The organism is uncultured Roseibium sp. (assembly GCF_947494555.1).
In the GTDB taxonomy this organism is placed as follows: domain Bacteria; phylum Pseudomonadota; class Alphaproteobacteria; order Rhizobiales; family Stappiaceae; genus Roseibium.
On sequence record NZ_CANLVF010000005.1, the window covers coordinates 230,507 to 249,444 of the forward strand.

General features: G+C 57.5%; 14 protein-coding genes. 10 read left to right on the plus strand and 4 right to left on the minus strand.

Annotated elements, in window-relative coordinates; translation table 11 throughout:
- Window positions 1-118: 118 nt before the first annotated feature.
- The gene (locus tag Q0915_RS23470) at window positions 119-4,210 is read right to left on the minus strand and encodes a peptidoglycan-binding protein (protein ID WP_299479716.1); all 4,092 of its coding nucleotides are present in this window, start codon (window positions 4,208-4,210) and stop codon (window positions 119-121) included.
- 415 nt (window positions 4,211-4,625) lie between these two features.
- On the opposite strand from Q0915_RS23470, the gene Q0915_RS23475 reads away from it, so the two are divergent.
- The 8 genes from Q0915_RS23475 (at window position 4,626) to Q0915_RS23510 (ending at window position 13,913) form a co-directional block, all read left to right on the plus strand.
- Window positions 4,626-5,087, plus strand: a complete 462-nt coding sequence (locus Q0915_RS23475; protein ID WP_299479719.1) for a MerR family DNA-binding transcriptional regulator — start codon at window positions 4,626-4,628, stop codon at window positions 5,085-5,087.
- Between the two features lie 319 nt (window positions 5,088-5,406).
- Entirely contained in the window at window positions 5,407-7,203 is a 1,797-nt protein-coding gene (locus tag Q0915_RS23480) for an acyl-CoA dehydrogenase C-terminal domain-containing protein (protein ID WP_299479722.1), read from the plus strand.
- 105 nt (window positions 7,204-7,308) lie between these two features.
- Window positions 7,309-7,950 (plus strand): glutathione S-transferase, encoded by a 642-nt coding sequence (locus Q0915_RS23485; RefSeq protein WP_299479725.1) that lies wholly within the window; start codon window positions 7,309-7,311, stop codon window positions 7,948-7,950.
- Window positions 7,951-7,971: 21 nt separating this feature from the next.
- Window positions 7,972-9,180, plus strand: coding sequence for an acetyl-CoA C-acetyltransferase (locus Q0915_RS23490; protein WP_299479728.1), 1,209 nt, complete (start codon window positions 7,972-7,974; stop codon window positions 9,178-9,180).
- A gap of 3 nt (window positions 9,181-9,183) precedes the next feature.
- Window positions 9,184-9,582: a cupin domain-containing protein gene (locus Q0915_RS23495; protein WP_299479731.1), complete on the plus strand. Its 399-nt coding sequence runs from the start codon at window positions 9,184-9,186 to the stop codon at window positions 9,580-9,582.
- 17 nt (window positions 9,583-9,599) lie between these two features.
- Complete coding sequence (locus Q0915_RS23500; RefSeq protein ID WP_299479734.1) at window positions 9,600-11,810, plus strand: 3-hydroxyacyl-CoA dehydrogenase NAD-binding domain-containing protein; 2,211 nt, start codon at window positions 9,600-9,602, stop codon at window positions 11,808-11,810.
- A gap of 144 nt (window positions 11,811-11,954) precedes the next feature.
- On the plus strand, window positions 11,955-13,091 hold the full coding sequence (locus tag Q0915_RS23505; RefSeq protein WP_299479737.1) for an AraC family transcriptional regulator: 1,137 nt from the start codon (window positions 11,955-11,957) through the stop codon (window positions 13,089-13,091).
- Window positions 13,092-13,637: 546 nt separating this feature from the next.
- Window positions 13,638-13,913 (plus strand): DUF6460 domain-containing protein, encoded by a 276-nt coding sequence (locus Q0915_RS23510; protein ID WP_299479740.1) that lies wholly within the window; start codon window positions 13,638-13,640, stop codon window positions 13,911-13,913.
- A gap of 37 nt (window positions 13,914-13,950) precedes the next feature.
- On the opposite strand, the gene Q0915_RS23515 is transcribed toward Q0915_RS23510, so the two are convergent.
- Complete coding sequence (locus tag Q0915_RS23515; protein ID WP_299479742.1) at window positions 13,951-14,868, minus strand: histone deacetylase; 918 nt, start codon at window positions 14,866-14,868, stop codon at window positions 13,951-13,953.
- Between the two features lie 143 nt (window positions 14,869-15,011).
- Here Q0915_RS23515 and Q0915_RS23520 point away from each other — a divergent pair, with 143 nt between their 5' ends.
- Complete coding sequence (locus tag Q0915_RS23520; RefSeq protein WP_299479745.1) at window positions 15,012-16,364, plus strand: MATE family efflux transporter; 1,353 nt, start codon at window positions 15,012-15,014, stop codon at window positions 16,362-16,364.
- Here the strand turns inward: Q0915_RS23520 and Q0915_RS23525 are convergent.
- Both Q0915_RS23525 and Q0915_RS23530 read right to left on the minus strand, forming a co-directional pair.
- Window positions 16,361-17,455 (minus strand): quinone-dependent dihydroorotate dehydrogenase, encoded by a 1,095-nt coding sequence (locus tag Q0915_RS23525; RefSeq protein ID WP_299479748.1) that lies wholly within the window; start codon window positions 17,453-17,455, stop codon window positions 16,361-16,363. The genes Q0915_RS23520 and Q0915_RS23525 overlap by 4 nt on opposite strands.
- Complete coding sequence (locus Q0915_RS23530; RefSeq protein ID WP_299479751.1) at window positions 17,452-17,796, minus strand: DUF952 domain-containing protein; 345 nt, start codon at window positions 17,794-17,796, stop codon at window positions 17,452-17,454. Before Q0915_RS23530 ends, Q0915_RS23525 begins: the two co-directional genes overlap by 4 nt.
- Window positions 17,797-18,023: 227 nt before the next feature.
- Here Q0915_RS23530 and Q0915_RS23535 point away from each other — a divergent pair, with 227 nt between their 5' ends.
- Window positions 18,024-18,938 (plus strand): thermonuclease family protein, encoded by a 915-nt coding sequence (locus tag Q0915_RS23535; protein ID WP_299479753.1) that lies wholly within the window; start codon window positions 18,024-18,026, stop codon window positions 18,936-18,938.

The window sequence follows — 18,938 nt, forward strand, 5'->3', positions numbered from 1 at the left end:
CGCCGGACAGACTACGGGTTGGATTGCGATACAATTAAACTGGACTGGTTAAAAACCCGTGCCTGCCGAAGTGTCAACCAGCAGGCACGTCACTTCTCTTTGGAAAAACGACTTTCGCTCAGATTGCCTGGCTCTTCAGCTCGTCGATTAGCTTTCCATCGACTTCACCTGTCTCCGGCAGCCCGATGCTACGCTGGAAAGCCTTGATGGCGCTCCGCGTGCGCGGCCCCATCTGCCCGTCCGGCGTACCGGTGTCGAAACCGAGGTAATTCAACTTGTCCTGTGCCTCGCGGATCATGTCGGTATTGCCGGCGGGCGCATCAACCGAGACGTTTGCGGCCGGCAATGAGGCTTCGTCCGCCCAACTCGGCTCAAGCGTCACCTTGTTTGCCGTCGGGTCCGGTTCCTGGAGCGAGAAACCCTCCACGGCCAGGCGCGCGTTGGCAAGCGTCTGCTGATCCATCATATTGGCGACGTCGTCGCGGCGCTTAGCGGCCTCCGGGTCGCCCTTGTCGGCGGCAATGGCAAACCATTTGTAGCTGGCGACAAGATCCTTATCGACGCCGATCCCTCCGGCATAAAGAATGCCGAGATTGAAGAGGCTGTCCTTGACGCCGTAGTTGGCGGCTGCCTCGAACCACATTGCGGCCTTGGCGTAGTCCGGTTCCTGTCCGCCGCCTTCCGCGTAAAGAACGGCCAGATTGTGCATGGCCTTTGCATTGCCCGCCTGCGCTGCCTGGGAGTACCAGGCTCTTGCCTTGGCGACATCCTTGTCGACACCCCTGCCCTTTTCATAAAGGCTCGCGAGGCGATATTGCGCGGGAGGCAGTCCCTTGTTTGCGGCCTTCTGATACCAGACGGCAGCCTTGGCCAGATCAGCCTGCACCCCTTTTCCTTCGGTGTACCGGACACCGACGAGGAACTCCGCTGCCGGATTGCCACCCGCTGCAGCGCTGCGCAGCGCCATCGGCCCAACACCTTCCGGTGGCAGATTTGCGATAAGCCCCCCGGCACCGCTTTCAGACGTCGTCAAGGACCCGGGGGCGGTAGGCGTTGCCCCGTCATCAACTGCACTCTGTCCGAAATTATCGGCAACGCCGGCAGGCGGCGCGAACGCGACTTCAGGTTCTGGCGATCCTGTGGACGTTGCCTGTGTGGCACGAACATTCGCGATCGCCGCTGCCTGCTCCGCAAGGGCGGGCTGCTCAGGCGCTACGGTGTTTTCCGCAATCGTCGGTGTTTGCGCGACCGTGCGTGGTTCGGTTCCCGTATCGGGAGATGCGGAGACTTGCGGAGCCACCTGGTCCTCGACAGCCCCGTTCCGGGGAGCAGCGCCGCTGGCAGCATTGGCTGTGGTGGCCGGTGCCGCATTACCACCGACCGGCGCAGGGGATGTACCGGCAATGGTCGATTGTTCCGGTTCCGCAGAAGCGACAGGTGCGCTGTCACCCGATCCCGCGACGAACTTGTAAGCTGTCAGCGTACCCAGAGTGAGGACGACCGCAACGGCTGCAAGCATGATTGCCCGACGGCGATTTCCGCCGCGCTGTACCGTTTCAGGCGCAGGACGATCTCCCGGCAAAACCGGAGCCTGCGGCCCATCGGGCATATCTTCGACAAGATCGTCGGCACCGAGTTCAAGATCATCGCTCGGCGCTGGTATGTCGTCACCGGACTTCGGCGCATTGCCGCGTTTCAATACATTGCGGAACCAGCCTGCGCGCGCCTTGCCACGCCCGGTATTGCTCTCGTCCAGGTCAGATTCCTGGGACTGTTCGAGTTTTTCAGCTTCTACCGATGCCGCCTGAGCAGCACGGCGCGCTGCCGCGATAAAATCGGCCTTGCGCGCCCGGGACCTGTCTTCCGGATTGTCCGGTTTCGGATCGGCAGCCGCGGCTGCCTTGTTCATCGCGTCACGGGTCATCTGCGCCGATTGGCTCAGCGATGATACCGGTTCTTCAACAAAGGTCTGCGCTCTGCCGGCAGGAGCTGATTTGGCAGCCGACACCGGCTGCTCCCTGACGTCCGAACGCTCAAGCTTATCCAGACGCTCGGTCAGGGATCCCAGCACGGACTTGACGCTTTCAAAGGTGTTGCGGGTGCGCTGTTCACCTCCTTCGGCAGCATCAAGCAGACGTTTCAGATCTCCCTGCAGCGCGGAAATGGCTTCGTCATATTGTTCGGACCGCGGGGTCGGCGCGTTCGCCACCGCATCGAATGCCGCCTTTCTGGCGATGTCAGTGACATCCGTTCTTGTTTGCTCCAGTCCGCGCTCGATGCGTTCAAGAACCGGGCCGACGTCACCGAGGCCCTGCGGCAAAACGGAAGCGCTGCTTTCAATCTGGGCAGCGAGCGCGGCAACCTTTTCGCCCAACTGTTCAAAACGGTCATCGTCAGTTGCCTCTGCGCCCTTGGACACAAGTTGCGCAAGATCGGAAATCCGGGCTTCAAGGTTCTCCGTTGACGACGGGGCCGAAACGCTGTCGCGCATCGAACCGATCTCTTCACGCAGCTTATCGAGATCAGAGGTGGTGACCGTATCTTTCGGCTCGTCGAGCCGCGCCGACAAATGGCTCAGCCTTTCCTGGACCTGCGCAAGGATCTTGGCATCCGGACCTGTTGCTGCGCGCACGGCGGCTGCATCAAACACCGGGGCTGGACGTGACGCCTTTTTTTCGATGACGTCGATCTTGCCGGAGATGCCCTCCAGACGCTGTTCCAGCGCCTTGAAGGCACCGGCATCGGCAGCCGGAAGCGGAGCTGCCTGTTCAATTCTCTCAAGACGGTCGACGATCTCATCGAGACGGCCGTCAACCTGTGACAGGTGCTCGTTGTCACCGGAGGCAAGGCGATCGTCAGCCATCATTCCGGCGATGTCTTCAAGGCGTCCCTGCAAGCGCGCAATCGTTTCCGGCTGCGGCATGCGCTCTTCCATCGCGGACAAGCGCGAGTCGAGCCCGCGTTGTTCGCGTGCAAGCACTTCCAGATCGTCAAGGCGCCCAGAGACAAACGTCATGCGGTCGTCGATACCTTCAATCAGCCCCTTAATGTCGATCTGCTCGACATAGCCGCGAACCTCGCGCAGTTCGGCCCGCAGCGGCTCGATTTCCATCTGACCTTCGCGCTGAAGGAGTTCTTCCATCCGTTCAGCGATGTGTGCAACGCGGTCTTCAAGCACCATCAGGTGCTCGGAACGCGGCAAGGCGGAAAACGCTTCTTCAATTTCATTCAAACGGACGGTCACGCCATGCAGGACACGAGGGTCCAGCGAGGCCCTGGAAAGTTCGTCAAGGCGCTGCAATATGTGAGAATAGCCATGCTCAAGGGTCTGCAGAGCACCTTCCACATTCGTGCGCCCGACCATGGATTTCAGGTCTGCGACTTCCTTGCGGATCTCCGCGGCGAACTGTTCTCCGCGCTTGTCGGCGCGCAGCCGCTCGACCATGTCCGCCAGGCGGCGAAGTTCAGCATTCTGCCGGCCAACCGTTTCACTGGTCCCGCGGGATATGCCACCGAGCGCTTCACGCAGCGATCCGAGTTCCTCACGAACCTGAATGAATGCCTTTTCCTGCGGCGCGCGAAGGGCATCGATACGACGTCCCAGGTCCTTATATATGTGAAGCGACGCCTCGTTGTGAGCATGTTGGACGGGGCCCCGGCCAGATCGGGGATCATGACCGTAATCATCCTCGTATCCGTCCGCCTCGCGAGCATCACCATAGGACGCGTGCGGCGCATCGTAATGGCTGCGTTCCTCCAGTGCATCCATCGCATAGCGACCGGGCTGAGGGTAGGAACGCTGCGGGCCATGTCTGTCGACATCGTCGTAGGATGATGTTCCCGCCAATCCCTGCACCTGTTCATCCAGGCGATCCAGCGCTCCCAGAACATCCTCGATACCGCCCGATGGCGGAGGCGCGTGGCGTTGAGGTGCACTGCGCTGAGGCCGGGATGTGCGTTTGGGCCGTGCCGGTGAATTCCCGCCCCGTTCCGACAACATCCTGTCAAGCTCATCCGCAACCGCATTCAGATCGTCGTCGCGGCTGTCACGCATTCGAGGGTCATGCCCGCCACCAAGTGCTGTCGCCGTGCGCGTCAATCGCTCTATGCGGTCGCGCGCCGGTTCTCTGCCTGCTGTTTCGTAAAAGTCGTCGCTTTCATACGCATCACGGCCGCGGCGTCCTGCCTCGTGTTTCTTCCAAGCCGGCATATCTAGACCCTGGACTTACGGTCGTGGAGACCGCTGTTTTAACGGACTGCCCTGATATTCCGGCAAAGGACGGAACAGTTGCAGCGTTTTAAGAGACTTTGTCGACTTAGGGTAAACAGGTCGTTAATTGGTGTTGCTAAATGCGAATTTCGCTCCCTTTGGGCAAATATCGCCTGTTCATATCTCCATTCGATGGCGAATCAACCGGTTGCGCGTTAACGAATTTAACGGTTCGTCTGCCGCCCTCTGGACCTTTACGCGCACGTAAGCTAAACAAACGGCAGCGTCAGGCTGGTCGAAACGCTCAGGACTTTGCGAATTTCATCCGACACACAGGTGTGTGTCGAAACCGGCCCGGACACTTTGAAAAATCTGACACTGCCGGAAAACGGCTGGAAATCGAGTACAGACTGACATGAGCGAAGCGCTTTCTATCCTGAACGAAGACGATCTTGTTGATGTGGTGTCCGCCTCAGACGACAGCACCAAAAAAACACAGTTTACTATCGGCGACCTGGCAAAGGAGTTCGACTGCACATTGCGAACCCTGCGCTTCTATGAAGACAAGGGTCTGCTTAATCCGAAACGCGACGGAATGAACCGGGTGTACAACCGCCGCGACCGCGCCCGCCTGAAACTTGTTCTGATGGGCAAGCGCGTCGGGTTCTCTCTGACCGAGATCAGGGACATGCTCGATCTCTATGACCTGAGGGACGGACAAGTCACCCAGCTACGCGTCGCTCTATCCAAGTTCAACGAACAGATTGCTGTCCTGGAAGACCAGAGAAAAGACATAGAGCAAGCGATCGAAGAATTGTCGCGCACCGTCGAAATTGTCTCCGGTATGCTGAAGCATAAAGAGGCCGAAGAGGCCTGATACACTCCAATTCGGATTCCCACAGAAAGCGCCAGTCAAATCGACTGGCGTTTTTTTTACCGGCTTTGCCATTCTCACAGCCGCCTGCGGCGCGGCCTGTTCACACCACAAATTCCTCAATTTTTGGCCACCGAGAGACGAATTCGCGTCAGGAACTCTCAAAAATGCTTCCCATTTACGCGTTTTGGGCACATTTTTTTGACAAGCCTTACGTGGGGATACCACTTGCCGGACAGAATCAGGACGAGTATATAACCACTCAACTTGACGTTTACGGAAACGTAAACCTGAACAATCCGGCAGATCTGGGAGGATACGCATGCCTAGCTATACCGCGCCCGTCGAAGACACTCTTTTTCTATTGAAAGACGTTTTCGGCTACGAACGCTACTCGAATCTCCCTGGTTTTTCCGACGCGCCGCTTGATCTGGTTGAAGCGATCCTGCGCGAAGGCGGAAAATTTGCCGAAGAGATCCTCCAACCGCTGAATCAGTCAGGCGATCAGGAAGGATGCACGCGCAACGACGACGGCACTGTCACAACGCCCAAAGGCTTCCTGGAGGCCTACAAGGCGTTTTGCGAAAATGGCTGGGGAACTCTCTCCGCCGATCCCGATTATGGCGGACAGGGACTGCCCCACACGCTGGCAACCATCTTCAACGAATATGCCTCTTCGGCGAATATGGCATTTTCGATGTATCCGGGCCTGACCGCCGGCGCAGTTGCGGCGCTCACAATTCACGGGACCGAAGAGCAAAAGCAGACCTATCTTCCCAACATGATTGCCGGCACATGGACCGGCACGATGAACCTTACAGAACCCCATTGTGGCACCGATCTCGGCCTGATCCGGACGAAGGCGGTTCCCCAGGCAGACGGTTCCTACAAGATTTCCGGTACGAAGATCTTCATTTCCGCCGGCGAACACGACATGGCGGACAACATCGTCCATCTGGTGCTGGCACGTATCGAAGATGCTCCTGAGGGCGTCAAAGGCATTTCGCTGTTCGTTGTTCCCCGCAACGCGGTGGGCGAAGACGGTTCGGTCGGCGATAACAATGGCGTTTCCTGCGGCTCCATCGAACACAAGATGGGCATTCACGGCAACGCGACCTGCGTCATGAACTACGACGATGCCACCGGCTGGCTGGTCGGCGAAGAGAACAAAGGCCTCAAGGCCATGTTCGTGATGATGAACGAGGCCCGGCTCGGTGTTGCAGTTCAGGGTCTCTCGCAGTCCGAAGTCGCCTACCAGAATGCGGTGACCTATGCCAGAGAGCGCCTGCAGGGGCGTGCCCTCACCGGCCCGAAAAGCCCGGACAAGGCCGCGGACCCGATCATCGTTCATCCCGATGTACGCCGGACATTGCTTTCGATCCGCGCCTTCAACGAGGCAGCGCGTGCCCTGATAATGTGGACTGCCCTCCACGGAGACGTTTCGCACCGCTCGGACGATGAGAAAGACAGGCAGTTTTCCGACGACATGATGGGTTTGATGACACCGGTTCTGAAAGGCGTCCTGACCGATACCGGTTTCGCCAATGCGGTCGACGCCCAGCAGATGTACGGGGGCCATGGATACATTGCCGAGTGGGGCATGGAACAGTTCGTGCGCGATGCCCGTATTGCGATGATCTATGAGGGGGCGAACGGTATTCAGGCGCTCGACCTCGTCGGACGCAAGCTTCCGGCGAACGGTGGCCGGGCGGTCATGAGCTTCTTCAATGAACTCAACACATTCTTGAAGGAAAACAAGGACAACGAGGACCTGGCAGCCTTTACAGCTCCGTTGAAAAAAGGTGCGGACGATCTGCAAGCTGCCACCATGTGGTTCATGAACAACGCCATGAAAAACCCGGACAATGCGGGTGCCGGTTCGGTCGATTACATGCACCTGTTCGGTCTGGTGGCGCTTGGCTACATGTGGGCCAAGATGGCCAAGACCATCAAGGAACAACTCGCCGAGGGCGCCGGTGACAAGACTGGCTGGCTTGAAAACAAACTTGCCGTCGGCACGTTCTTCATGGAACGGACCCTGCCGGAGACGGCTGCGCATCTTGCCCGGATTTCCTCCGGCTCGGAAACCATGATGTCCCTGGACGCCGAGGCGTTTTGACCGATGCGGGCGAGCTGTCCGCAACTCTCGAAATTCACCCACGCAAATTGGCGGCCGGCGTTGTAGGCTCCACCCGCCAGATTTTGCCAGGGAGATGAATAAAGCATGGCCGAATACGTCCTCTACTGCATGGCCCAGTCGGGTCACTCTTACAAGGCGGCTCTGATGCTGGAGCTGTGCGGCGCCGACTGGGAGCCGAAATGGGTAGATTTCTTCAACGGCGAGACACGTTCTGAAGAATTCCGCAGCACTTTGAATGAAATGGGTGAAGTGCCGGTGCTGGTTCATGACTCGAAAGTCCTTACCCAGTCCGGCGTGATCCTGGATTACCTGGTTGAAAAGTTCGGCCGGTTCGGCTGGTCCGACGAGGACGAACGCCGGGAGGTCTTGCGTTGGACGATATTCGACAATCAGAAAATCTCGGGTGTTGCCGGACCGCTCAGGTTTTTAAGGCTGTTCGCAAAAACAGGCGAAACAGATGTAACGAAGTTTCTCGATGGGCGTCTGAAGGGCGCGCTGGCCATTCTCGACAAGCACTTCGAGAAAAATGCCTTCGCGGTCGGCACCCACCCGACCACCGCCGATTTTTCGCTGTGCGGCTATCTGTTCGTGCACGAGGAGATCGGGACCGATTTCGCCCCCTATTCCAATGTCATGGCCTGGCTTGAACGGATCAAGAACCTGCCGGGTTGGAAGCACCCCTACGACCTTATGCCCGGCCACCCATTGCCGGATGCCACGAAATAACCCCTTCCAAAGGAGGACGAGATGGCTGAAGCCTATATCTACGATCATGTGCGAACACCGCGGGGCCGCGGAAAGAAAGATGGTGCGCTTCACGAAGTCCCCTCCGTGCGTCTGGCGTCCACCGCGCTTGAGGCGATCAGGGACCGGAATGGTCTCGACACGGCCAAGATCGATGACGTCGTCCTTGGCTGCGTGGACCCTGTTGGCGAGGCGGGCGGCGATATCGCCCGCGCCGCCGTATTTGCAGCAGGGTACGATACATCGGTTCCAGGCATGCAGATCAACCGCTTTTGCGCTTCGGGTCTCGACGCCGTCAACATGGCGTCGTCTCAGGTCATGGCGGGTCAGCATAAACTCGTCGTTGCCGGCGGCGTGGAAAGCATGAGCCGCGTCGGCATCGGGGCTTCGGGCGGCGCCTGGCCGATCGAGCCTCAAGTCGCGATCCCTTCTTATTTCATGCCGCAAGGCGTATCGGCTGACCTGATCGCAACCAAATACGGCTTCAGCCGCGACGATTGCGACGGCTATGCAGTAGAAAGCCAGAAACGCGCGGCAGCTTCCTGGGAAGATGGCAGGTTTGCCAAATCCGTGGTTCCGGTCCGCGACGTCAACGGTATCACGATCCTGGACCGCGACGAGCATATGCGGCCGGAAACCGACATGCAGTCCCTCGCCTCGCTCAATCCGTCCTTCGAGCTTATGGGCAGCATGGGCGGTTTCGACGCTGTCGGCATTCAGGCGCACCCGGAAATCGAAACGATCAAACATGTTCATCATGCCGGCAATTCTTCGGGCATTGTCGACGGTGCAGCGGCGGTCCTTATCGGGTCGAGCGCAGCCGGTCGGTCGTGCGGCATCAAGCCTCGTGCGCGCATAAGGGCCTTCGCCAATATCGGGTCCGAACCGGCACTCATGCTGACCGGCCCGGTGGATGTCACTGAAAAACTGCTCAAGAACGCAAAGATGGAAATGAAGGACATTGATCTTATCGAGATCAACGAAGCCTTCGCGTCAGTCGTTTTGCGCTACCAGCAGGCTTTCGATCTCGATCCGGCAATCGTCAACGTCAATGGCGGTGCGATTGCCATGGGGCACCCGCTCGGAGCAACCGGCGCGATGATCCTCGGCACTGTGCTCGACGAGCTGGAACGGCGGGACCTCAACACAGCCCTTGTCACCTTGTGTATCGGCGCCGGCATGGGGACTGCGACGATTATTGAGCGGGTCTGATCCATGATCAGCAATCTTGAAAAGGAATTCGCTGAAATCTCGGACTACTGGTCACCGCGCGTGGTTGCGGACGTCAACGATCAGTCCGTGAAGCTTGCCAAACTCAAAGGCGAATTCGTCTGGCACGACCACGAAAACGAGGACGAGCTGTTCTTCATAGTCAAAGGCAGCCTTACCATTCGATACCGCGACCGTGAGGATGTGGTCCTGAACGCGGGCGACATGCATGTCGTGCCGAAAGGCATCGAACACAATCCGATCGCGCGGAGCGAGTGCTGGGTGATGCTGTTTGAACCGGCAGAAACAAAACACACGGGCGAGGTGATCGTCGAAGGCACCAGGTCGGCCGCGCAGCAGCGCGCCCATTTGCAGTCGCAAGACCAGCAATCCGGTGGAGCCTGAACCGAGGAGGTATTCCCATGAGCTACAAGAATTTCACAATTGAGACCGATGCCGACGGCATAGCGCTGATCACCTGGGACATGCCGGAAAAGTCGCTGAACGTCATCGACCTGACGGTGATGGATGAAATCGATACCCTGATCGACCAGGTCGCCGGTGATGATGCCATCAAGGGCGCGATCATTGCATCCGGAAAAGCAGCCTTTTCCGGTGGCGCTGACCTGACCATGATGGAAGGATTGCTGAAGGACTTTCACGTCAAGCGCAGAAACGATCCGGAGGGTGCTGCAAAGTTGCTCTATGAAGGGTCCCGCAAGCTGACGCTGATCTACAGGAAGCTGGAAACCTGCGGCAAACCTTTCGTTGCCGCCGTTTCGGGAACCTGCATGGGTGGAGGTACCGAGCTTGCGCTCGCCTGCCACGCCCGGGTTGCGGATGAAGGCCTGAAAATGGGACTGCCGGAAGTCAAGGTCGGGCTGTTTCCCGGCGCCGGCGGTACACAGAGGGTAATGCGCATGACCGACGGCCAGCAGGGGATGCAGTTCCTGCTTCAAGGCAGAACCCTGCGCGCGCCGCAGGCAAAACAAATGAAGCTCGTCGATGACGTGACGGTATCGAAGAAGCTCGTCGCCGCAGCAAAGAAGATGCTGAAAGCCGGTGTCGACCCCGTCAAGGAGTGGGACAAGAAAGGCTACAAGCTTCCCAACGGTAAGATCTATTCTCCGGCGGGCTTCCAGTTCTGGCCTGCAGCAAACGCGATCTACCGCCGCGAGACACACGACAACTATCCCGGAGCCCGCTACCTGCTGCATGCCGTGGTTGAAGGCTTGCAGCTGCCCATGGATCTCGCGCTTCAGGTGGAAAGCCGGTATTTCGCAAAAGTTCTGCAGACCCCCGAATCGGTAAACATGATCCGCTCGCTGTTTGTCTCCATGCAAGAGCTAAACAAACTGGCGCGGCGGCCCGTGGATCAACGCCCGAACAAAATCAAGAAAATCGGAATTCTGGGTGCCGGTTTCATGGGGGCCGGCATTGCATACGTGTCAGCCAATGCGGGTATCGATGTTGTTCTGATCGACCGTGATCAGGAATCGGCTGACAAAGGCAAGGCCCATTCGGACGAATTGATCAGCAAGGCCGTCAAACGCGGCCGGGCGAGCGAGGAGCAAAAGGAGAAGCTGCTTGCGCGAATAGAGCCAACGGCCGACTACGAAGCGCTTGGCGACTGTGACCTTGTCATCGAGGCTGTGTTCGAGGATCGGGAGATCAAGAAAACGGTGACTGAAAAGGCCGAAGCGGTGATGAAGTCGCGGGCCATCTTCGCGTCCAACACATCGACATTACCGATCACTTCTCTCGCGCAGGCCTCAAAGCGGCCGAAGAATTTCATCGGCATCCACTTCTTCTCGCCGGTCGACAAGATGATGCTGGTCGAGGTGATCCTGGGCAAACGGACTTCCGACCGCGCTCTGGCGCTTGCCCTGGACTATATCAAGGCGATCAAGAAAACGCCGATTGTCGTGAATGACAGCCGCGGTTTCTATACGTCCCGAGTGGTCATGACCTATATTCGCGAAGGTCTGATGATGCTCGCCGATGGCGTACCCGCTGCAATGATCGAAAATGCGGGGAAAATGGCTGGAATGCCAGTCGGACCACTGTCCCTCGGCGACGAAGTCGCGCTGGACCTTGCGTGGAAAATCGTCTCTGCGACGCGAAAGGACCTCGGGGTCAAATATGTAGAGGGACCACTCGACAATATCCTGGAGGAAATGGTCGTCAAGCGCGAGAGGTTCGGCCGCAAGAACAGCAAGGGTTTTTACGACTACAAAGGCAAGGAGAAAAGCCTTTGGCCCGACTTGCCTGAGGTGACCGGGCAACCAAAGCCAGCCGACAGCTTCAACATCGAGGAACTCAAGCAAAGGCTGCTGGTAATGCAGGCTCTTGAGACAGCCAGGATTTTCGAAGAAAAATGCCTTACGGACGTGCGCGAGGCAGATGTCGGTTCCATCCTCGGTTTCGGGTTCGCTCCCTATACAGGCGGGACACTCAGCTATATCGACATGATGGGCACTGCTAACTTCGTCGATCTATGTAAAAAATTCTCGCGAAGGTGGGGACCGCGATTCAAGCCGAACAAGTTGCTGCGAGAGATGGCCAAGGAAAACGAGTCCTTTTACGGCAAATTCCCGCCCAAAGCAGAAGAAAAGGCCAAAAACGCAGCGTAATGTATGCATAAACCACCTCCTCCTTGGAGGTGGTTTTTTTCTTTGAAGAAAACTACAGTGCTATTGTTTTTCAAATCTTGATCCTTGGTGCCTTGATATGCAGAGTTCCCTCAAGAACTGTGCACGGGCTGGCCGGAGATAATAATGCCGCTTGAAGGCGAATGGGCACGCGCGGACGTGTTTCGGGTATTGCGGGAAGTCGGTTCGGACTACGATTTGGACTGGCCGCGCATAGCGGAAATCTACGATTTTGATCTCGCGTGCCTTGAAGATCCACAAGGAACTGTGTCGGTTACCGCCTGGCACGGTGTCTTCGAATACGTTGCCGATGCACTCGGCGACGATTCTGTGATGTTCGACCTGTTCAACAATGTCGACATCGGCTGTTTTTCGATATTCGACTACCTTTTTTCCTGTGCCCCCACCTTGCGAGACGCCTGCCTCGGCTGGATGAAATTCATTCCGATACGAACGAATGCATACAGGCTCACATTTGAGGAGACCGAAACGGGCGGGTATGTCGAGTGGCCGATATTGGAAGGTCGCGGCGAGTGGCGGCAGAACATGTTTGCAAGGGTTGGATGGGCCACTCAACAGCTTGAACACGCTCTGGACACACAGGTGCCGCCGGTTCTCATCGAGCTTGCCACGACCGCGCCGCAAAACACGTCGAATTTCCAGAAAAAATATCAGGGCCGCCTCAAGTTCGGCGCCTCCCACAATCGGATATTCCTGCCTAAGTCACTGCTTTCCAGCCCCCTTCGCCAGAGCGACAGCCACCTTTATGAGATCATTATCAAGGCCGCGTCGGAAGAACTGGACCGTTTCGGACAATTGGAATCCCCTTTGACCCGGATTGCCAATGCAGTGGCTACAAACCTGTCGCACGGCGAATGCACGCTGCCACATATCTCCGCAAAACTGGGCATGTCGCAGCGCGCCGTTCAAAGACTGCTGGAAAAAGAAGGCACCAGCTTTCGCAAGTTAAGCGAAGAAATCCGGCGCTCCGCTGCCGAGAGATATCTACGCGGCACGGACCTTCCGATGAAGGAGATTGCCTATCTCATCGGATTTTCCGAACTCAGTACCTTTTCCAGAGCCGTTAAGTCCTGGTTTGGCATGTCACCGCGCAAGTTCAGGGAAGGCTCGACCAGAGCTGGTGCGTCAGGTGTTCATTCAAGGAAAAAAACCGGTGGCGTGCGGTTGTCGAAGGCCACGCGCGCCGTCAGCAGCAACCAGAACAATTCATTGCGCAAAACATCTTCGGCGCGCGCCGAATAGTTGCCATATGCCCGTTGATACGGGCAAAGTCTCTTTAAGTATTAAAGAATTTCGGCACGGAGGCGATTACGGGCTGAACCACCGCCGCGCCAGAGATGTTTTCGAGGTCCGCGAAACGTCCGATACTCCCTTCGAACATCACGGTTTGCGTGAATGGATTCTCTCAAGCTGCAAGAGAAATTCATTCATACTAGGACCGAGCCTGCAGCGTGCTTTTCTTCGTTCCCTCTTCCGGGGGGTTCCGGTTTGGTTTTTCGTTAGCCACAGCGATTGGGTACACTTTTCTGCCCTGGAAGTGGGCATTCCGCAGGCGGAAAGTTTCGTCTACCCGAAACTATTCTTACGTCAGCTAAGCAGCCATGTCTTTAGCCTGAGAACGCGAGGATTTAACTAATCACGACACGGCGCGGCGAAAATGGGAAGAAATTACAATGTACTGATATTACATAACAATCCGGAAGTTTCCGTCCGTCTCATTGTATTTGCGGCCAAATGATCTTAACTATCTCGTGAATGATAAATCGATACGACCTTTCGGAGGCGTGTATGTCCGATAGCGGCCTGAGCCGGTTTTTAGGCGGGTCCCCAGCGCAGGTGCTTTTGCGGCTCGTGTTCCTATCCTTTGTTGTCGGGATCATCCTGTCCGCACTCAACCTCGATCCGCTCGATCTTGTGAACATGGCGGTCAACTTTGTCGAACGGCTGTGGGATATGGGTTTCAATGCCATCGGACGACTCGGGAATTACCTTGTCGTCGGCGCGATTGTCGTGGTGCCGATCTGGCTTCTTACCCGCTTGCTCTCCATGGGCCGGACGCGATAAGAGCGACGCGAATTAGCGCCTGCCGTTGCATACGCTGTCAAACCACGCTGAGAGCCGCTACCTCGCGAGCGGTCCGGTGCAAGGTGACGTGGCGATCGGCAAGCTCATCAATATCGGTCGAATACCCGCCACCCAGAACACCGGCCACAGGAAAACCCATCTTCCGGGACGTCTCGATCACGTAGCGATCACGCAGCCGCAATCCTTCCCGTGACAGCTTCAGACGTCCGAGACGATCGTGTTCGTAAGGGTCCACACCGGCATTGTAGAAGACGATATCCCACTTCTCGCGCGCCAGAAGCGGGGGCAGCAACTCCGCAAGAGTGGACAGATAGGCTTCGTCAGCGGTTTCGTCCGGCAAACCGACATCCATGTGCGACGGGATCTTGCGAACCGGATAGTTCTTTTGCGAATGCATTGAGAACGTGAAAACGTCCGGATCGCCTTGAAAAATGTCTGCAGTGCCATCGCCCTGATGTACATCGAGGTCGATTATGAGCACCTTTTGGAGAGCTCCATCCGCCTGCATGACCCGGACGGCGACGGCTACGTCGTTGAAAACACAGAACCCCGCTCCATGCAGCCGGCGGGCATGATGGCTGCCACCGGCTGTGTTGCAGGCAAGGCCGTGCTCCAGGGCAAGGTAGCCGGTCAACACTGTCCCTCCAGTCGCGCAGCGGGCGCGAAGAGCAATGTCGTGACGCATTGGAAAGCCGATTTCCCGCGCAATGACTTCAGGAACGTTTCCCTCAAAGACCTGATCCACGTAGGCAGGATCATGGGCGAGCGACACCCATTCGAACGGCGCCGGCCTCGGACGGTAGAACGCACTGCCGTCCAACAGGCCCTCCGTGCGGATCAGATCCGCAACAGCGCGGAATTTGTCCATCGGAAATCTGTGATTTGCAGGAAGATCGGCGCAATAGGCCGGATGGTGAACGATCGGCAAAGGCATTCCCTGACATATAGCAAGGCGGTCGCCAACAGGAACCCTGAAATACTCGAGTGACGGTAACTCATACCGGGTATGTCAGGAAAGCGATTGACGAAACCGGTCTGCGTGGACAAGAAGGGCTCTACTCTTAAGATGAGCCTCTCATGTCCACTCCCCACACTGCGGACAATCCCTCGCCCCATGCTTTCACGGTGACACACCGGTCCGTCCTCGTGATCGCGGTTCCAATGACGCTCGGATACCTGTCGACGCCGCTGCTCGGGGTTGTCGACATGGCCGTGATCGGCAGGCTTGGCGATGCAACCCTTTTAGGGGGAATTGCACTCGGTGGGATCATCTTCGACCTGGTTTTTACCACCTTCAATTTTCTGCGTGCCGGAACGACCGGCTTGACGGCGCAAGCGGTTGGAGCGCGAAACGACCCGGAAATCAAGGCAACCCTCCTCAGAGCTCTCGTGATCGCCGTGCTTGGCGGGCTTATCGTCATATTGCTTCACTCGCCGATCCGCGATGCGGGTCAATGGTTCCTGGGCGGCAGCGCCGATGTTCAGTCAGCCACCCGCCGGTACTTCGACATACGCATCCTAAGCGCACCGTTTCTGCTCGCAAATTACGCCATTCTCGGATGGTTCATCGGTCTTGGACGCGCCGGGACGGGTCTTTTGCTGCAGCTGTTCCTGAACGGGCTGAATATTGCTCTCAGCATATGGTTCGTAATCTGGCTTGGATGGAGCGTGGAAGGGGTCGCCCTTGCTACGGTCCTGAGTGAGATAGCAGCGACGTTTCTCGCCCTCGCGCTTGTGCTGGGAAGTACCAAACGAGCCGGGTGGCCGGCGCTCGGTGTTGTTTTCGACCGGAGGCTGTTGATGCGCATGATGGCTCTTAACCGGGACATCATAGTCCGCTCCTTTGCGCTTCTTTATGCGTATGCGTTCTTCATGGCGCGTTCGGCAGACCAGGGCGACACTGTACTGGCCGCAAACGCTGTGCTTGAAAAATTCATTATGGTCTCCGGCTATTTCCTCGACGGCCTGGCAACCGCTGCCGAACAGCTTGCCGGACGTGCGGTCGGCGCGCGATTCCGCCCTGCTTTTGACAGAACCGTCAAACTCACCGCGCTCTGGAGTTTTGCCATGGCCGGTGTGCTTGCATCTCTTTTCTACCTTCTCGGTCCTGCCATGATTGAGTTCATGACAACCTCACTGGAGGTACGCGAGGTTGGAAATACGTATCTGATCTGGGCCGTTCTGGCGCCACTGCTCGGCGTTCTGGCTTTCCAGATGGACGGCGTTTACATAGGGGCGACCTGGTCCGACACCATGCGCAACATGATGCTGCTTTCGCTTGCCGTTTACATTGCAGCGTACTACGCGCTCTTTCCTCTATTGGGGAACCACGGACTTTGGCTTGCGATGGGAATATTTCTCGGGTTTCGGGGCCTGACCTTGCTGGCAATGTGCCGCCGGCGTGCGGACAGGACCTTCGCTGCGCTCTAATGTGTCTCAGACGCCCAGGCATCCACGTCCCGGTCCCGCGCTTCGCGGAGGGACGTTAATCCGTGCTGGTCGAGTTTTGCGGACAGCCCCGAGAGTATTTCGCCAATCAGCGACGGGCCTTTGAAAACCAGCGAGGAATAAAGCTGGAGAAGATCAGCACCGGCGGTGATTTTGCTCCATGCGGTCTCGGCGCTGTCAATGCCGCCAACGCCGATGATCGGGAGACCCGGACCCGCCAGCTTGCGCGCCTTTGCGAGTACGATCGTCGACTTTCTGAAAAGCGGTTTTCCAGACAGGCCTCCGATCGCCTGGTATGGCCCCGAGCGGCTCAGTCCGTCCCGGTCCACCGTGGTGTTGGAAACAATCAAACCGTCGATTGCGTTTTCAAGCACCTCTTCGACAATGTCCTTCAGATCCTCCGCGACGATGTCGGGCGCAATCTTGAGGAGCAACGGCACCTTCCGGCCTGTTTTGTCCGCACAATCGCTGCGTGCCTTGGCAACCCCTTCGAGGAGTTCAGCAAGCGCCGAGCGCGCCTGCAAATCCCTCAAGCCCGGGGTGTTGGGCGAAGAGATATTGACCGTAAAAAACGAGGCCAGATCGGCAAACTCCGTGATACCGCTGACATAGTCGCCAACGCGATCTGCCGTGTCCTTGTTTGCCCCGACATTGATGCCGACGATACCGCCTGCGCTTTTTCTGGACAGCAGCCGTTTGCGCATGGCCGCGTGGCCGTCGTTGTTGAAGCCATAACGGTTGATGACCCCTTCATCGACAGGCAACCGAAAGACACGCGGACGTGGATTTCCAGGTTGCGCTATTGGCGTGACCGATCCGACTTCTGTAAAGCCAAAGCCGAGCTTCAGCAAAGCATCGGGCACCTCGGCGTTCTTGTCGAAACCTGCAGCCATTCCAAGCGGATTGGGAAAGTGCAAATCCCAAAATTGCACCGCGAGACGCGGGTCCGAGGTCCCGGAAACGCCGGACAAAAGACCGGTTTTCATGGCAAGGACCGTGACGCGGTGCGCCGTTTCCGCTTCAAGAGCATGCAGCCCCTTGAGCGTGAGACTTTCCAGCCAGCCTGCTGTCATTCGCCGAGCTCCGGGAAAACATGTCCTCCTTCGGAAGACACCGGCAGCTCCTTGACCCATAAGGCTGTTGCAGGATCCAGCGTTGCGTAAAGGTGTGGAAACAGAGCGTCGCCTCTGGAGGGTTCCCATTTCAAGTTTTCTGAAAAACTCTCGGCTTCAAATGCCGCCAGTAGCAAATCGTGTTGGCCGTTGAAATGCTTCGAAGCCGTTTCGCGAACCTGTTCAGCGGTCGAAAAGTGAATAAATCCGTCCGTAAGGTCGATCGGAGCACCCGCAAAAACGCCTGCCTCCACCGCCTGCTGCCACATGGACTTCGGAACGATCTTGAAAATCAACGTCATCTCTTCCTGCACCTGTCACTTTGCGCCATCGATCGGGTCAATAGATGCCAGCCTCAAGTTGCGCGGACACTACTGACAGGTCTGCCGTCAAACAAGCCGGACAAGCGGACTTTCCCGATGAATGGCAATTCGATCGTGAAAAATGCAAAATAATACCGCGTTAATTTCTCGGTATTTTAGTGTTCGGACTTTATGATCACGCTGTTGCAGCAACCAAGTGACTCGCGATGAAGCTTCGGCCTTTCCTTGTGCCTGTACTTTTGCTGACCGTTGCCGGCGGTCTGGTCACCTGGCTATTGCTTGCAGACCCGCCGGAAATCCCGGAAAGACAAATCGCCGATGCACTCCGGCCGAGTATCAGCGAATCGCGGCCTCCCGCTTCCCTTCCGAAAGCGAGCACCACGCAGAAGAAACCTCCGGAAACGCCGGAAGCAGCAGTTGAACAGAGCGCCCCTCTTCCGGTCGACATTCGCAATGTGTCGCCTGATGGTGTTTCAGCCCCGCAGGTCAGCGGCGATCTGAAACGTGTCGAGCCGTCCGAGCGGTTTCAGGAGTTGATGAATCCACCCGTTGAACCCGTCCCGGACGGACCACTGGAGCTCAGGCGGGTTCAGGTGCTGGACGGCGGGCGGATCAAATCCAAGAAATTGGTCGTCACGCTGGCGCATATCGAACCACTCAAGATCGACGAGACCTGTGTTGCCGAGCAAGGCGGTGTCTGGCCGTGCGGGACGCGGGCAAGAACCTTTCTTCGGGGGCTCATTCGGCAGTACAAGATCACATGCGAGAAACTTGCCGAAACCGGGCCGAACCAGATCGTGGCCTCCTGCAAGCGCGGAAAGATCGATTTGAGCACCCGGCTGGTGCGTTATGGCTGGGCGAGCCCGACCGCCGACGCCCCGGAGGGCTATCAGGATTTTGCCCTGCTGGCACAACAGCGCAAGCTGGGCCAATGGCAGGATGAGTGGCAATTCGCAGCGCCCAAGACAAGCTGGGAAGCAGATCCCGACGCCCCGCTGCCGGGCCTTGAGGACCTGGAACCGGAGATCGTCGAATGGAGCCAAAGCGCGGATGCTGACCAGCCGAACCAGGAATTCTTCGGATTTGAGCCGGACGACGCGGGCGAGACGCCGCAGCAATGA

What these genes read in the sequence shown, in the direction of transcription:
- Q0915_RS23480 (WP_299479722.1), top strand. Translation starts at nt 5,407, where the DNA reads ATGCCTAGCTATACCGCGCCCGTCGAAGACACTCTTTTTCTATTGAAA.
- Q0915_RS23530 (WP_299479751.1), bottom strand. Translation starts at nt 17,796, where the DNA reads ATGACGTTGATTTTCAAGATCGTTCCGAAGTCCATGTGGCAGCAGGCG.
- Q0915_RS23525 (WP_299479748.1), bottom strand. Translation starts at nt 17,455, where the DNA reads ATGACAGCAGGCTGGCTGGAAAGTCTCACGCTCAAGGGGCTGCATGCT.
- Q0915_RS23515 (WP_299479742.1), bottom strand. Translation starts at nt 14,868, where the DNA reads ATGCCTTTGCCGATCGTTCACCATCCGGCCTATTGCGCCGATCTTCCT.
- Q0915_RS23505 (WP_299479737.1), top strand. Translation starts at nt 11,955, where the DNA reads ATGCCGCTTGAAGGCGAATGGGCACGCGCGGACGTGTTTCGGGTATTG.
- Q0915_RS23485 (WP_299479725.1), top strand. Translation starts at nt 7,309, where the DNA reads ATGGCCGAATACGTCCTCTACTGCATGGCCCAGTCGGGTCACTCTTAC.
- Q0915_RS23535 (WP_299479753.1), top strand. Translation starts at nt 18,024, where the DNA reads ATGAAGCTTCGGCCTTTCCTTGTGCCTGTACTTTTGCTGACCGTTGCC.
- Q0915_RS23500 (WP_299479734.1), top strand. Translation starts at nt 9,600, where the DNA reads ATGAGCTACAAGAATTTCACAATTGAGACCGATGCCGACGGCATAGCG.
- Q0915_RS23490 (WP_299479728.1), top strand. Translation starts at nt 7,972, where the DNA reads ATGGCTGAAGCCTATATCTACGATCATGTGCGAACACCGCGGGGCCGC.
- Q0915_RS23495 (WP_299479731.1), top strand. Translation starts at nt 9,184, where the DNA reads ATGATCAGCAATCTTGAAAAGGAATTCGCTGAAATCTCGGACTACTGG.
- Q0915_RS23470 (WP_299479716.1), bottom strand. Translation starts at nt 4,210, where the DNA reads ATGCCGGCTTGGAAGAAACACGAGGCAGGACGCCGCGGCCGTGATGCG.
- Q0915_RS23510 (WP_299479740.1), top strand. Translation starts at nt 13,638, where the DNA reads ATGTCCGATAGCGGCCTGAGCCGGTTTTTAGGCGGGTCCCCAGCGCAG.
- Q0915_RS23520 (WP_299479745.1), top strand. Translation starts at nt 15,012, where the DNA reads ATGTCCACTCCCCACACTGCGGACAATCCCTCGCCCCATGCTTTCACG.
- Q0915_RS23475 (WP_299479719.1), top strand. Translation starts at nt 4,626, where the DNA reads ATGAGCGAAGCGCTTTCTATCCTGAACGAAGACGATCTTGTTGATGTG.